Origin of the sequence: Lacinutrix sp. WUR7, assembly GCF_016864015.1 — a bacterium.
GTDB lineage: Bacteria > Bacteroidota > Bacteroidia > Flavobacteriales > Flavobacteriaceae > Oceanihabitans.
Genome location: NZ_CP045067.1, coordinates 500,233 through 512,544, shown reverse-complemented (window position 1 = coordinate 512,544; position 12,312 = coordinate 500,233). Strand labels below are relative to the sequence as shown.

The following is a 12,312-nucleotide window of genomic DNA, read 5'->3' as shown; positions in this document are numbered from 1 at the left end:
GCTTCTCATTTTTCGCTATTATCCGTTATTGTATTAGATAAAAGTATCAATATCTCCATAAACTAAGTTAATATTTTTAGTAGGAATTCTGTCATCAAAACTTTTTGCACCAATATGCCAAGACTCCAAACTTTGAATACTCTTTTCCATTAGTATTTGGTTGGGAGTACCTTCCAAAAGTTGAATATAAAGTTTTTGTATTCCTAATTCTTTCAGCGCTTGCTTTAGTGTCTTTAAAAAATTAGGAACATTTGTGTCTGAGGAAAAAGTTATAGCACCTAAATGCCCTTCATTTTTTAATTTAAGCCAAATGGAGTTGCCATCTATGTCCAAGAAATAATGCTAGTTGTAAATTGTTTCTATATCCATCATCAAACACAATGGCGATATTCATTCGGTTTTGGTCGGTTTTATTGGATAATAAATCAGACAACGAAACAAGGTTATAGTGTGTTTGTAAAAAATCTAATTGCTTCTCAAAGAGCTGTGCCGAAATGAAACGTCCATTGATATCGGTCTGTCCTACATAATCGATACCATGATATAGTAAAATACATTTTCCAGGTCGATCACGCAATAGCCAGTTGTTTCCTAAAAATCAAGATATAACATCAATGCCTATTCTACGAACATGGTAACTTATTTTTTTATGTAATGTAGTTATCATAATAAGGATTCATCTATGAATTTGTGCTTTGTTGATTTTTGTTTGAAACTGGGTTTTTATGTCTAGTCCTGAAATACGGTTACAGGTTATAATTGATTTTACGCTGATAATTTGCTCACCTGCCGAACGGGCAGATATACCATATTTGATGTTTTATAGTCTAAAGATAAATGTAATCTTCCTTCATTGTATAAAATAATAGCACTTTTTGCAGCTCTCTTTGCGTGTGCTATATTTTCAAAGGTTTGATCGAGATAAAATTCTTCTTTTAGTATTCCGTTTACGCGTCTTACTATCTTGTTTTCTTAGCAATGATTTTCTTCAGTTCGACTAATGTCTACCTTTTTTTTCGTTTTATAAAATCATATTAAATAGAAATCCTGAAAAGATGATAGCAATAGTAATGACACCAAAAAAGATAGCGATTAATCGTAATGACATTACTTTTTTTAGCAAGGTAGCTTCGGGAATGGATAAGCCTACGGTTGCCATCATAAAGGCAATGGCAGTACCTAGTGGGACTCCTTTTGCAACAAAGACTTCAATAACAGGAACTATTCCCGCTGCATTGGCATACATAGGTACAGCAAGAATTACTGCAAGGGGAACAGTCCACCATTCGCCACCACCAAGATATTGATTAAAATAGTTTTCTGGAACATAGCCATGCATAGCTGCGCCAATAGTAATACCTATAATCACATAAAGAAGAACACCTCTTACAATGTCCCAAGCTCCACGAGTGATTTCTGGTAAGCGTTGGCTGAAAGTTCGTTTTTCTTCTTCGTATTCCGTTTGTTTCATTTTATTATCTAGAATCTTTTTTACCCAATCGGAAAGTAAAGGTTCCAGATTGAGTTTGCCAAGTAGCCATCCACCAATGGTTCCTAATACAATACCTGAAACAGCATAAATTAGCGTAGCTTTTACACCAAACATTCCAAGAAACATTGCAATAGCAACTTCATTTACTAAAGGGGAAGTGATTAAAAAAGAAAAAGTTACTCCTAGCGGAATTCCTCCTTGAACAAAACCAATAAATAAGGGAACGGAAGAACACGAACAAAAAGGGGTTACCGCACCAAAAACAGCGGAGAAAAAATATTCTAATCCGTAAAGTTTCTTTTTGTTTAAATAATTTTTGAGTTTTTCAATAGGGAAATATGCATTTACAATTCCCATTAAAAACACAATAAAAAATAGAAGTATGAGGATTTTAAGAGTATCATACACAAAGAAATTCAGGGATGTACCCAATTTAGTTTCCGCAGCAATCCCAAAAATGGAATAGATTAACCAATCGGCAAAATGTTGTAACCAATCAAACATTTTCAATCGTGCTAATCGTTCCAGAAATGGTACAAGACAATTTTACCGTATTATAGATCGTACCAAATTTTTCAATATTCTTTTTAAGTAATTCTTTATTGAGTTTTTTATCGTTGCTATAAATGGTCAAATTATACAGGATGTTTTCCATCCTTGGCGGATTTTCAAGACGAGTAGCATTTACTTCTATTATAGCTTTTGTGTAGGTGAATTTCATCATCGTTGAAAATCGTTCCACATTTTTGAGTACGCAGGAAGCAAAAGAACCTAGAAATAATTCGGCAGGATTTGGCAAGGTTTCGGCAGTTTTTGAAGTGGTGCCAAAATCGATATTCGATTGCTTTATATGAAGAGTAGCATCTTGCTTTACAATGGATGAAGCCTGGATATGATAATTCATAGTTGGATTGAATTAGTTTAAAAGCGCCAATACTTCATCTTTTGAAGGCACTCTACCTTTTATTGTAATCACGTCATCTATTACTAAAGCTGGTGTTGTCATTACATTAAATTTCATAATTTCCATGATATCTTCTACTTTTTCAATAGTTGCATCTATGTGGTTTGCAGCAACCACATCTTTAACTACACCAGTCATGGATTTACATTTTGGACAGCCTGTTCCTAAAATTTTAATTACTTTGCTCATAATATTTGTATTTGTCTATCGGCAATAAGCGATGTGATTATAAAAAAAATATCAATCAAAAAATTGTTGAAATAAAGTTTTTGCAATTTTCCAGTTTTCAGGATGAATACAATACTTTATTTTTGGTGGTTTTAATTCGCCTTGAATTAAACCTGCATTTTTTAATTCCTTTAAATGTTGTGAAACTGTAGATTGAGAAATTGGCAATACGTCTACTAAATCTCCTGTAAAACAACACGATTGATTTTCAAGATGTTTTAAAATGGCAATACGAGTTGGATGTCCTAAAGCTTTAGCAAATTTAGCCAATGCTTCTATATCTTCCTTGTAGTCTATATGCTCTAAGCTTCTTTTCATATCCTCTATCGTAAATGTACGATTGGTTTTTAAAAGGAAACATGATAATTGTCATATCCAGTCTTTTTTTTCGAGTCTTAGAATTTGTGTATCGAAAACGATAATGTGCTGTTCGTGCAGTGGGTTCCAATTGTGGTTTACGATTTTCTGTAAACAGAGGTGTGTGTAAGTATGTAACTTTGCAAATGAAAACCGAACCAATCTTCCCATAAGTGAGAGGGAAATACGCGTGGGATTTAGTAAATAGGCTAAAGTTAAATGATCAATTATGTACGTTGTTTGGGTAGTTTAATTTCTTTTTACTATTTCAAATATTCCCAAAGTTAAAATGGCAATTATCACACCTTGTAGAGCTATCATTCCAATTCCGTATACGAATAAATCTATTAGTTCAACATTTCTATTTTCTAATGCTGACTTTCCATTTTTGGGTAAATAATCTCGATGAAAACTGGTCACAATTATCACAAAACGTTCCAAATACATTCCAATTTTCATGGCAAATGCCACTAAAAGGACATACCAAAATTTGTAAAGTTCAAATGTCTGTTTTGATAAATTACCTTTTGAGTTCTCCAAGCGGACGCAGAAAAAACAAGATTTAAAGGTCCGATGATTAAAATTCCAATTAAGGTCAAAGTTGGAATTGTAGAGCTAATTATTTTTCGTTTTTTTGTGTTGAAAATCCATAGATTCCAAAGCAAAGTCAGGGGAGTCCACACCATAATTCCCAAATACGTAAATGACTTTATTGTTTGGTTCTTAATTTCAAATGAAGTCAGTTCGTCCAGAGTATAAAGTAGAATTGTCAGAATGAAAATTCCGTTCAAAATTGTCGATATGTACTTCTTGATCGTCATTTTTTTTAAATGTCTTGTCCTGAAATATGGCTACAGGTTAAAATTGAATTAAGCTGATAATTTATATACCATATTTGGTGTTTTATAATCTAAAGATAAATGTAATCTTACTTCATTGTACAAATTAATTGCATTTTTTGCAGCTCTCTTTGCGTGACTCACGTTATCAAAGGTTTGGTCTAAATAAAATTCATCTTTTAAAATTCCATTTACACGTTCTGCCATTGCGTTTTCGTAACAATGATTTTCTTCAGTCATACTAATATCTATCTTTTTTCTTTTAAGAATTTGTGTGTATACATTGCTACAATACTGTATTCCTCTATCCGAATGATGAATAAGTTGCTTAATGTTTTTAGCTTGATAAATTGCCTTCTTAAGCGCTCTTACACATCCATTTAACTCTAAACTATCACTTAGGTCATAACCGACTATTTTTCTGGAATGCATATCTGTTATTAAAGCCAGATAACAAAAGCCCTTTATGGTTCTAATGTATGTGATATCAGATACCCAAACTTGGTTCGCTCTAGTAACTTCTAGGTCTTTTATAATGTTATTGTATTTATAAAAACGATGATAAGAGTTCGTAGTTCTAGCACTGGTTTTCTTTCTAAGTGTAAGCATATTATATTTCCTAAGTACTTTGAATAGTGTATCTCTACCTACTTTAATGTTAGCTTTAACAAACTCTTTATCTAAGGACCTGGTAAGTTTGCGAACACCTTCTCTAGGAAGGGATTTGCGTCTTTTTCTAACAATATCTATAATCTGTTGTTCTAGTTTTAAACGCTTATCAGCTCTGTTTTTATGCTTGTAATAAGCATTGCGTTTAAGTCCAAAACAATGGGTTATAGTTGTTAAAGAAGCAAATCCCTTAGATCTTTTTTTAGCTTTACTTAAGGCTTTATACTTAGCTTTTTTTTTAGTTCATTAACTGATTTATAACCAAGATCTTCAGCTGCTACTTCAAGATAACAATCCTGTACCATAGCATCGAGATCCTTTTTAAGTAGTAGTTTTTTAAGTTGTTCAACCTCTTTTTGAAGTGCTTTTATTCTAGATATTTCGTCTTTTGTTTCCACTTTTACTCTGGTGTTCATTAAGTCTTTACGATTATACTTTTTAATCCACACGTTTACTGTTGTAGGTGCAATAGAGTAGAGTTTACAAAGTTCACTCTTTGTGTGTTTTCCGATTGTAAGTTCGGCTAAAATTTTTAATTTAAAAGGCTCACTGTAACGTCTAATTACTTTGTCATTTCTATACATAATGTTTAAAATTATGTAGCCTTATTTCAGGACGGGTCAAAATTGTTTGTAACGGTTTTGTATATGGTTTGTTGCGTATTTAAGCACGTAATTTAGCAAATAAAAACCGAATAGAAAATCCGAGAGGATTTTCGTAAGTAAGCTAGAACTAGCAATAAATTATATACGGAGTTGTGCTTTCGTTATTTCTAGTTATCTTTTAATTGATTATCGATTTTAACTATCAATTCTTTTGCGTTTTCTCTAAAATTTATCAATTCTTGTGCATATACGTCAAAAACTAAATAATATAATGTTATCTCATTTTTTGCAATAGGATTATTAGAAATATAATCTATTACGCCTTCCATTTCCTTGTGTATTAATAAAGATGAAAACCAATCATATTTTTTTAGATTTTTATTTATTTCTACATTTTGACGGAATAGTTCCTCGATTGAAACATCTATTTCTACAATATGTTGATTGTAGAATAAGTTGATTTCAGAAGCTAGGTTTTGTTCGGTATTTACGATAAGGACTGATTGATTTTTCAGCAATTCAGAACCACGCTGGTTTATAGAAAAATCTTTATATCCATCTATTACAGATATGTATTGTGGATTTTTTAACCAGTCTTCTTTTGTAAGTTTTGTGTTTAAAACGGTTTCAAAAGATGGCTTTCTCACCTCATCATAATATTTTAAAAATGAATCAATTTCTGAAATATCATTAATCAAATCTTCCTTTACAATGAAATAAATTGAATTGGTAGTTCCCTTTTGCTTTCTGGTTTCATTCCAGTTATTAATAGACAATGCAATTAAAATTCCAATAACCACAAGAACAATTTCTCCAATAGCATATTTCAAATACTTTCCAGTTTTATTTTTCTCCATCAAGTCGTATCTTATTTTTCTAAAGAATTTTATCATTGTTTAATGGTTGGTCATAATGAAGCACAACTTGCTATATCATCACATTTATGAATCCTATCCCGTAAATAAGTCGGATATAGGAGTTTTTATGCGAGTGTTATTCCATAAAGATAATTTTTTCAAGCTTGTATGCAATGGATTTATTTAGCGTTTATTAAAATTTAAATTCACTTTTTTAAAGTCAGTAATATATCTTTAAATTCAATAAGCTTTAAAAAAATCTAATGCTTTTCTTTTAATATTTCGGGCATTAAAGATTGAAAACGTCTTAATCTTGGTATAGAAACACCTTGAATGTATCTATTTTCGGGATGTAGTCTTTCGTAGTTTTGATGGTAGTCTTCGGCAACCCAAAATTTTTGAAAAGGATATACTTCTGCTGCAATAGTTTTTCCTAACTTTTTAGCTAATGCTTCTTTTTTCTTTACGATGATTTCTTTTTGCGCTTCGTTTTGATAAAAAATTATAGAACGATATTGACTTCCTCTATCCGGACCTTGACCATTTACTTGTGTTGGGTCTTGTGATGCAAAATAAACATCTACTAAAGTACTAAAGGATACTACTTCTGGATTGTAAATGATCTCTACAGCTTCGGCATGACCTGTTCGTCCTGTGTTGCTAGCCTCGTAGGTAGGGTTTTTAGTTTGTCCGCCAGAATAACCTGAAATAGATTCGTCTACGCCTTTTACGCTTTCAAAAACAGCTTCTACACACCAAAAGCAGCCACTGGCAAAGTATGCTTTGGCTTTTCCGTTTTCTAAAGCAACTTCTACTGGTGTTGCGTTAATTACAGCTTGTTGGTCTTCATTAACTTGTGCTGTGTTTTTACAACTGAATAAAGTAATAAGTAAGAGGGATAATAAAAAGGTTTTGTGCAGTTTCATAACATATAGGTTTTTGGGTTCAGTCGGAAACAAGAGTTATTCCTTAAAAATAAAGCAAAAAAAAAGCCCTTACAAAAGTAAAGGCTTTTAAATATAGTTTGAAAATGGATTATAGTTTTGCAAACATTTTTTCCATTTTTTCTTTTTGTTCTTCAGCTAAATTAGCATCAACTAAAATACGTCCAGAATGCTCATCGGTAATAATTTTTTTACGACTAGCAATTTCTACTTGTACTTGTGGTGGAATGGTAAAGTAAGAACCTCCAGCAGCACCTCTTTCAATTGGCACAACAGCTAAACCGTTTTTTACATTTACTCTAATTCTAGTGTAAGCAGCAACTAAACGATCTTCAATAGATTCTTTGTATTCATCCGATTTCTTAATCAGCGCTTTTTCTTCTTTTTCTGTTTCCGCTAAAATGGCATTTAATTCACTTTGTTTGTGCTTTAAATGTGTTTGGCGAGCTTTCAAACGATCTTTGTTTTCAGAAATTACTATTTTCTTCTGATCTATTTGCGCTTTAAATTCTTTAATGTGCTTGTCTGCTAATTGAATTTCTAATTCTTGAAATTCAACTTCTTTAGTCAGTGAGTTAAACTCTCTGTTATTTCTAACATTTTTTTGTTGCTCAGCATATTTTTTAATTAAAGATTTTGCTTCTTCAATTAAATTCTTTTTTGAGTCAATGTCATTATTAGTAGCTTCTAAGCTTAATTCAAGCTTTTCTAATCTTGTCTTTAAACCAGTAACTTCATCTTCTAAATCGCGAACTTCTAATGGAAGTTCTCCACGTACATTTCTTATTTCGTCTATACGAGAGTCTATGAGTTGTAAATCATACAACGCTCTTAAGCGATCTTCTACAGTTACTTCTTTCTTTTTTGCCATACTTTAAAAATATTGAACAGGATTGGTGTTTGTCTTTGATAAAACGACTGCAAAATTAGTAATTTTTTTTGTAAGATGCGCTACTAAACCGTTTTTTGTGTACTGTTCGCTCTCATAATGGCCAATATCTGCTAAAACAATGCTATTTTCGGCAGAAAAGAAGTCGTGATATTTTAAGTCGGAAGTCACTAATACATCTGCTCCTGAGGCTTTTGCAGCAGAAATTGCGAAACTACCAGAGCCACCTAAAACAGCTACTTTTTTTATTGGTTTGTTGCGTAAATTGGAGTGTCTAATACAGCTAGCTTGCATTTTCGTTTTTAAATACTTTAAAAAATCGGCTTCTGTCATAGCGTTTTCTAGTTCGCCAAGCATTCCCATTCCTATATGTTGATTATTGTTTTCTAAAGTGACTATTTCATAGGCTACTTCTTCGTAAGGATGTGTTTTAAAAAGGGCCTGTAAAATGGTGGATTTTGAGTGTTTTGCAAAAGTTACAGAAATTTGGGTTTCTGCTTCTTGATGTGTTTCTCCTATTTTACCCAATGTAGGATTTGCATTTTCATTGGCTTTATACGTGCCAACTCCTTTGGTATTAAAACTACAATTACTATAGTTGCCTATATTTCCTGCTCCTGCCTTAAATAACGCTTTGCGTACTTTTTCAGCTTGTTCATTAGGAACAAAAGTAGTTAGTTTTTTAATGCTTTGGGTTTGCGGTATTAAAATGCTTCTATTATTAAGTTGTAATTGGTCGCAAATCATACTATTCACACCTTGCCATGCATTATCTAATGCGGTATGCATAGAATAAATAGCAATGTCATGTTTTATGGCTTTAATAACTACCCGTTCTACATAGGTTTTTCCTGTGATTTTTTTTAAACCTTTAAAAATAATAGGATGAAAACTTACAATAAGATTACAATTTTCTTTAATTGCTTCATCTACTACTTCTTCTAAAGTGTCTAGTGTTACTAGAACTCCAGTGAGTTTGGTATTTTTGTCTCCTACAAGTAAACCAACGTTATCAAAATCTTCGGCATATGCTAAAGGCGAAAATTCTTCAAGGTAATTTATGACATCTTGAATAATCATGTTTTTTAGTATTGGATTTGTAACAAATATAAAATATTTACTTGCATGTGCTGGCATTTATTATTTTAAAATATTCCTTGTAATCTCTATGTGGTTTAAATAATTATTATCTTCGATTTTTAAAAAATGGTCAAGCCTTTGTGGTTTATTTTATATGAAATTATTGCGATACTTTTTATTTCCTGTTGTACCAATTTACTATCTAGTAACTTGGTTGCGTAACGTGTTTTATGATAATGGTATTTTTAAATCTCAATCGTACGATTTTCCGGTATTAGCTGTTGGTAATTTAAGTGTTGGTGGCACTGGTAAAACACCAATGATTGAGTATTTAATAGCTTTACTGAAAGATAAAAAACAAGTGGCTACTTTAAGTCGAGGGTATAAACGAAGTAGTGAAGGTTTTTATTTGGCAGATAATAATGCCAATGCAAAATTATTGGGGGATGAGCCTTTTCAATTTTATAGAAAATTTAAAAAAGACATTCAAGTTGCCGTGGATGCAGATAGACAAAACGGAATTAAAAATTTAATGCAACAAGAAACTGCTCCAGAAGTTATTTTATTAGACGATGCCTACCAACATAGAAAAGTAAAAGCTGGTTTTTATGTTTTATTAACTACCTATAGTAATTTATATACGAAGGATTGGGTTTTACCAACGGGAAATTTACGAGAGCCAAGGGCAGGAGCGAAGCGAGCAAATTGTATTGTAGTAACTAAATGTCCTGATAACTTAAGTGCTATAGAAAAAGATGAAATTATAAGAAGTATTAATCCGAAAGCAAATCAAAGTGTTTTTTTTAGTGCTATTCGTTATGCAGATAGTGTTTTTTCTGAAGAAAAGAAACTGGGATTAAAAACGTTACATGATTTTACTTTGGTCACCGGAATTGCAAATGCAACGCCTTTGGTGAATCATTTAAAAACGGAAGGTTTGCAATTTGATCATTTAAATTTTAAAGATCATCATGACTTTACAGCGCAAGATATAGAACTGTTTAAAAGTAAGTCGCTTATTATTACTACGGAAAAAGATTATGTAAGGTTGTTACAGTTTGATGCTTTAAAAGATAAAGTATTTTATCTACCTATTACTGTAAATATAGATAGAGCTGAAGCTTTTAATGCTAAAGTTTTAGAGTTTGTTACTACTTAACTATTGCAACTTCTTCCTTGATTAAAGCTTGGTATAGTTTCTTTTCAAAGTCTTCTTGCTTAAATGGCTTAGATATGATATCATCAAATCCTGCTTCGTCAAATTCATGCATTTTGTCTTCCAAAGTTACCGCTGTTAAAGCAAATATGGTAAGGTCTTTTTTGAAGCCTCTAATTATCTTGGTTGCTTCTAGTCCGCTAATTCCAGGCATGTGTATATCCATTAAAACAACATCGTAATTTGTGTTTCTAACTTGCTCTACAGCATCTTCTCCGTTATCAACAATGTCACAATTAAGATTCATTTTGTTAAGAATCTTTTTGGTAATCATTTGGTTGATTTTGTTGTCTTCGACTACTAAGATTTTTATTGTACTCAATTCTATTTCGCTTATGTTTTTAAAATAATTCTTTTTAGTTTCTTCTTCAATTACTTGATCTGTATAGTTTAATGGGATTTCAAAAATAAAGTTAGAACCTTTACCTAATTCACTTTTAAGATAAATTTTCCCCTTTAAGATATCTATTAACCCTTTTACAATAGATAAACCTAAACCAGTACCTCCGTATTTTCTATTAATTTGAATAGAGCCTTGTGAGAAGCTTTCAAACATGTGTTCTTGCTTTTCTTTGCTAATACCAATTCCGTTATCTTCTATTTCAAATCTAATAGAGTAGGTTCTACCTGTTTGGTTAAGCTTATATACTCTAACCCAGATGTCGCCATCCTTTGTGAATTTTATAGAGTTTCCAATGAGATTAATTAGTATTTGAGAAATCTTTAGTTGATCTGCATTGTAGTTTTCTGGTAAGTCTTTGTCGTATTCAAAATGGAGTTTTATGCCATTATCTATTGCAGAATTATTTAACGCAGCAATAACATTAGCTACTTTCTTTTTTAAATTGAATACTTCTGGCTCTACTTCCACTTTATTCGCTTCAATTTTATTTATTTGAAGAATATCATTAATAAAAGTTAATAGGTAATCTCCAGAGAATTTTAAAGACTTTAAATGCTGTACTTGTTCTGGTTTCGGATTTTCGTCTAAAAGCATATTACTTAATCCGGTTACTGCATATAAAGGTGTTCTTAATTCATGTGTTACCGTAGATAAAAAGTTGGCTTTTGTTTTTGAAGCTAATTCTGCTTTTTCTTTAGCTAGAATAAGTTCGCCGTTCTTTTTGTGCAACATATTGTTTGTTTTTAACCTTATTCTGTTGTTTTTATATAACGATAAAGTTAATAACGATAAAATAGTAATTAATGCAACACTTAGAATAGCCGTTAGTTTACTAAGGTTTTTTGAATCTTTAAGTTCTTCAAGGTCTGCAGCTTGCTTTTTTTGATACTCTGTTTGGTTTTTTAATAAATATTCAAACCTTCTTTCTGGATTCAAATTTTGTCTTTTTATATTTAAAAGAGAATCTGATAATTTAATGTGTTTCCTTAAATACGAATTAGCAAGTTTGTAGTTTTTAGTTTCTTGGTTTAAGTCACTTAAAACTAAATAGCCTTCACTTATAATATTATGGAAATCATTATTAATGGCTTCATTTACACCTTCGTTGGTGATTTCAATAGCTTTATCAATATTGCCAAGTTTAGCGTAAACAACTCCTAGGTTTATTTGAGCACTACTATGTATTTTTTTTAAATTATATCTGTTAGCTAAATCGATAGCGTTTTCAAAAAGTAATTTGGCTTTGTTGTAGTCTTCTAGTGCTAAGAAAGTCTGTCCCTTTTTAAGGTCAACTTCGGCAACAAAATCATCTAGACCTTCTTGTTCAAAAAGGTTTTTTGACGATTTATAATAGTCTAATGCGATGTTGTATTCCTTTTTTGCAACATAAACGTTACCAAAGGTTTTGTAAGATTCTGCAAGGTTAATTTTATCATTAAAAAGGCGTTGTGTGGCAACTGCTTTTGTTAGTTGCTTTATCGCTTCATCTGGTTCTTCAATGATGTAATTAATTTTTCCAAGTTTAGAATATATTAGCCCTATACTTTTTTTATCTTCAATAGTTGTAGCAGGAATAAGCGCGTTCTCAAGCTCTTTTTGCGCTTCAAAATAATTAGAATTATCTATGTTTTTTTGAGCTAACCTTATTAGGTTATTTACATTTTGTTGTATAGTGTCTCTCTCTTGAGTAGTGATTTCCTGAGAAAATACACTGCAACTCAACACCATGATAATAGCACATATATAGTAGTTGATTCGGAACATTTTTT

The 12,312-nt window shown here is 31.5% G+C and carries 15 protein-coding genes and 1 pseudogene; 1 reads left to right on the top strand and 15 read right to left on the bottom strand.

All coding sequences use genetic code 11. The features are described from left to right. Positions 1-33: 33 nt before the first annotated feature. The 14 genes and pseudogenes from FG167_RS02300 to FG167_RS02235 all read right to left on the bottom strand — a co-directional run bounded on the left by FG167_RS02300 (position 34) and on the right by FG167_RS02235 (position 8,924). Positions 34-333, bottom strand: coding sequence for a hypothetical protein (locus FG167_RS02300; protein WP_203459850.1), 300 nt, complete (start codon positions 331-333; stop codon positions 34-36). Then, on the bottom strand, positions 302-577 hold the full coding sequence (locus FG167_RS02295; RefSeq protein WP_203459849.1) for a hypothetical protein: 276 nt from the start codon (positions 575-577) through the stop codon (positions 302-304). The genes FG167_RS02300 and FG167_RS02295 overlap by 32 nt, the downstream gene beginning before the upstream one ends. Positions 578-765: 188 nt before the next feature. Next, positions 766-963, bottom strand: a complete 198-nt coding sequence (locus FG167_RS17490) for an integrase core domain-containing protein (RefSeq protein WP_203461034.1) — start codon at positions 961-963, stop codon at positions 766-768. 58 nt (positions 964-1,021) lie between these two features. Further along, complete coding sequence (locus FG167_RS02285) at positions 1,022-1,996, bottom strand: permease (RefSeq protein WP_203459848.1); 975 nt, start codon at positions 1,994-1,996, stop codon at positions 1,022-1,024. After that, positions 1,989-2,396, bottom strand: a complete 408-nt coding sequence (locus FG167_RS02280; protein ID WP_203459847.1) for an OsmC family protein — start codon at positions 2,394-2,396, stop codon at positions 1,989-1,991. The genes FG167_RS02285 and FG167_RS02280 overlap by 8 nt, the downstream gene beginning before the upstream one ends. Positions 2,397-2,408: 12 nt before the next feature. Continuing rightward, complete coding sequence (locus tag FG167_RS02275) at positions 2,409-2,645, bottom strand: thioredoxin family protein (protein WP_203459846.1); 237 nt, start codon at positions 2,643-2,645, stop codon at positions 2,409-2,411. 51 nt (positions 2,646-2,696) lie between these two features. Next, positions 2,697-3,002, bottom strand: coding sequence for a helix-turn-helix transcriptional regulator (locus tag FG167_RS02270; protein WP_203459845.1), 306 nt, complete (start codon positions 3,000-3,002; stop codon positions 2,697-2,699). A 288-nt stretch (positions 3,003-3,290) separates the two neighbouring features. After that, on the bottom strand, positions 3,291-3,581 hold the full coding sequence (locus FG167_RS02265) for a hypothetical protein (protein WP_203459844.1): 291 nt from the start codon (positions 3,579-3,581) through the stop codon (positions 3,291-3,293). 329 nt (positions 3,582-3,910) lie between these two features. Continuing rightward, a pseudogene (locus FG167_RS02260) lies at positions 3,911-4,735 on the bottom strand (IS3 family transposase); the annotation flags it as partial. Between the two features lie 26 nt (positions 4,736-4,761). Continuing rightward, positions 4,762-5,133: a transposase gene (locus FG167_RS02255; RefSeq protein ID WP_055434618.1), complete on the bottom strand. Its 372-nt coding sequence runs from the start codon at positions 5,131-5,133 to the stop codon at positions 4,762-4,764. A 188-nt stretch (positions 5,134-5,321) separates the two neighbouring features. Beyond that, on the bottom strand, positions 5,322-6,047 hold the full coding sequence (locus tag FG167_RS02250; protein WP_203461152.1) for a DUF6090 family protein: 726 nt from the start codon (positions 6,045-6,047) through the stop codon (positions 5,322-5,324). A gap of 224 nt (positions 6,048-6,271) precedes the next feature. After that, complete coding sequence (gene msrA / locus FG167_RS02245) at positions 6,272-6,937, bottom strand: peptide-methionine (S)-S-oxide reductase MsrA (protein ID WP_203459843.1); 666 nt, start codon at positions 6,935-6,937, stop codon at positions 6,272-6,274. A gap of 109 nt (positions 6,938-7,046) precedes the next feature. Then, positions 7,047-7,826, bottom strand: coding sequence for a zinc ribbon domain-containing protein (locus tag FG167_RS02240; protein ID WP_203459842.1), 780 nt, complete (start codon positions 7,824-7,826; stop codon positions 7,047-7,049). A 3-nt stretch (positions 7,827-7,829) separates the two neighbouring features. Beyond that, the gene (locus FG167_RS02235) at positions 7,830-8,924 is read right to left on the bottom strand and encodes a Nif3-like dinuclear metal center hexameric protein (protein ID WP_203461032.1); all 1,095 of its coding nucleotides are present in this window, start codon (positions 8,922-8,924) and stop codon (positions 7,830-7,832) included. Between the two features lie 154 nt (positions 8,925-9,078). Here FG167_RS02235 and lpxK point away from each other — a divergent pair, with 154 nt between their 5' ends. Beyond that, complete coding sequence (lpxK, locus tag FG167_RS02230) at positions 9,079-10,083, top strand: tetraacyldisaccharide 4'-kinase (RefSeq protein WP_203459841.1); 1,005 nt, start codon at positions 9,079-9,081, stop codon at positions 10,081-10,083. Here lpxK and FG167_RS02225 read toward each other — a convergent pair. After that, positions 10,076-12,307, bottom strand: a complete 2,232-nt coding sequence (locus FG167_RS02225) for an ATP-binding protein (protein ID WP_239004429.1) — start codon at positions 12,305-12,307, stop codon at positions 10,076-10,078. The genes lpxK and FG167_RS02225 overlap by 8 nt on opposite strands. Positions 12,308-12,312 lie beyond the last annotated feature (5 nt).

Bases quoted from the DNA above. Each gene is read 5' to 3' on its own strand.
- FG167_RS02235 (WP_203461032.1), bottom strand. From the start codon at position 8,924: ATGATTATTCAAGATGTCATAAATTACCTTGAAGAATTTTCGCCTTTA.
- FG167_RS02250 (WP_203461152.1), bottom strand. From the start codon at position 6,047: ATGATAAAATTCTTTAGAAAAATAAGATACGACTTGATGGAGAAAAAT.
- FG167_RS02280 (WP_203459847.1), bottom strand. From the start codon at position 2,396: ATGAATTATCATATCCAGGCTTCATCCATTGTAAAGCAAGATGCTACT.
- FG167_RS02270 (WP_203459845.1), bottom strand. From the start codon at position 3,002: ATGAAAAGAAGCTTAGAGCATATAGACTACAAGGAAGATATAGAAGCA.
- FG167_RS02275 (WP_203459846.1), bottom strand. From the start codon at position 2,645: ATGAGCAAAGTAATTAAAATTTTAGGAACAGGCTGTCCAAAATGTAAA.
- FG167_RS02240 (WP_203459842.1), bottom strand. From the start codon at position 7,826: ATGGCAAAAAAGAAAGAAGTAACTGTAGAAGATCGCTTAAGAGCGTTG.
- FG167_RS02285 (WP_203459848.1), bottom strand. From the start codon at position 1,996: ATGTTTGATTGGTTACAACATTTTGCCGATTGGTTAATCTATTCCATT.
- FG167_RS02225 (WP_239004429.1), bottom strand. From the start codon at position 12,307: ATGTTCCGAATCAACTACTATATATGTGCTATTATCATGGTGTTGAGT.
- lpxK (WP_203459841.1), top strand. From the start codon at position 9,079: ATGAAATTATTGCGATACTTTTTATTTCCTGTTGTACCAATTTACTAT.
- msrA (WP_203459843.1), bottom strand. From the start codon at position 6,937: ATGAAACTGCACAAAACCTTTTTATTATCCCTCTTACTTATTACTTTA.
- FG167_RS02255 (WP_055434618.1), bottom strand. From the start codon at position 5,133: ATGTATAGAAATGACAAAGTAATTAGACGTTACAGTGAGCCTTTTAAA.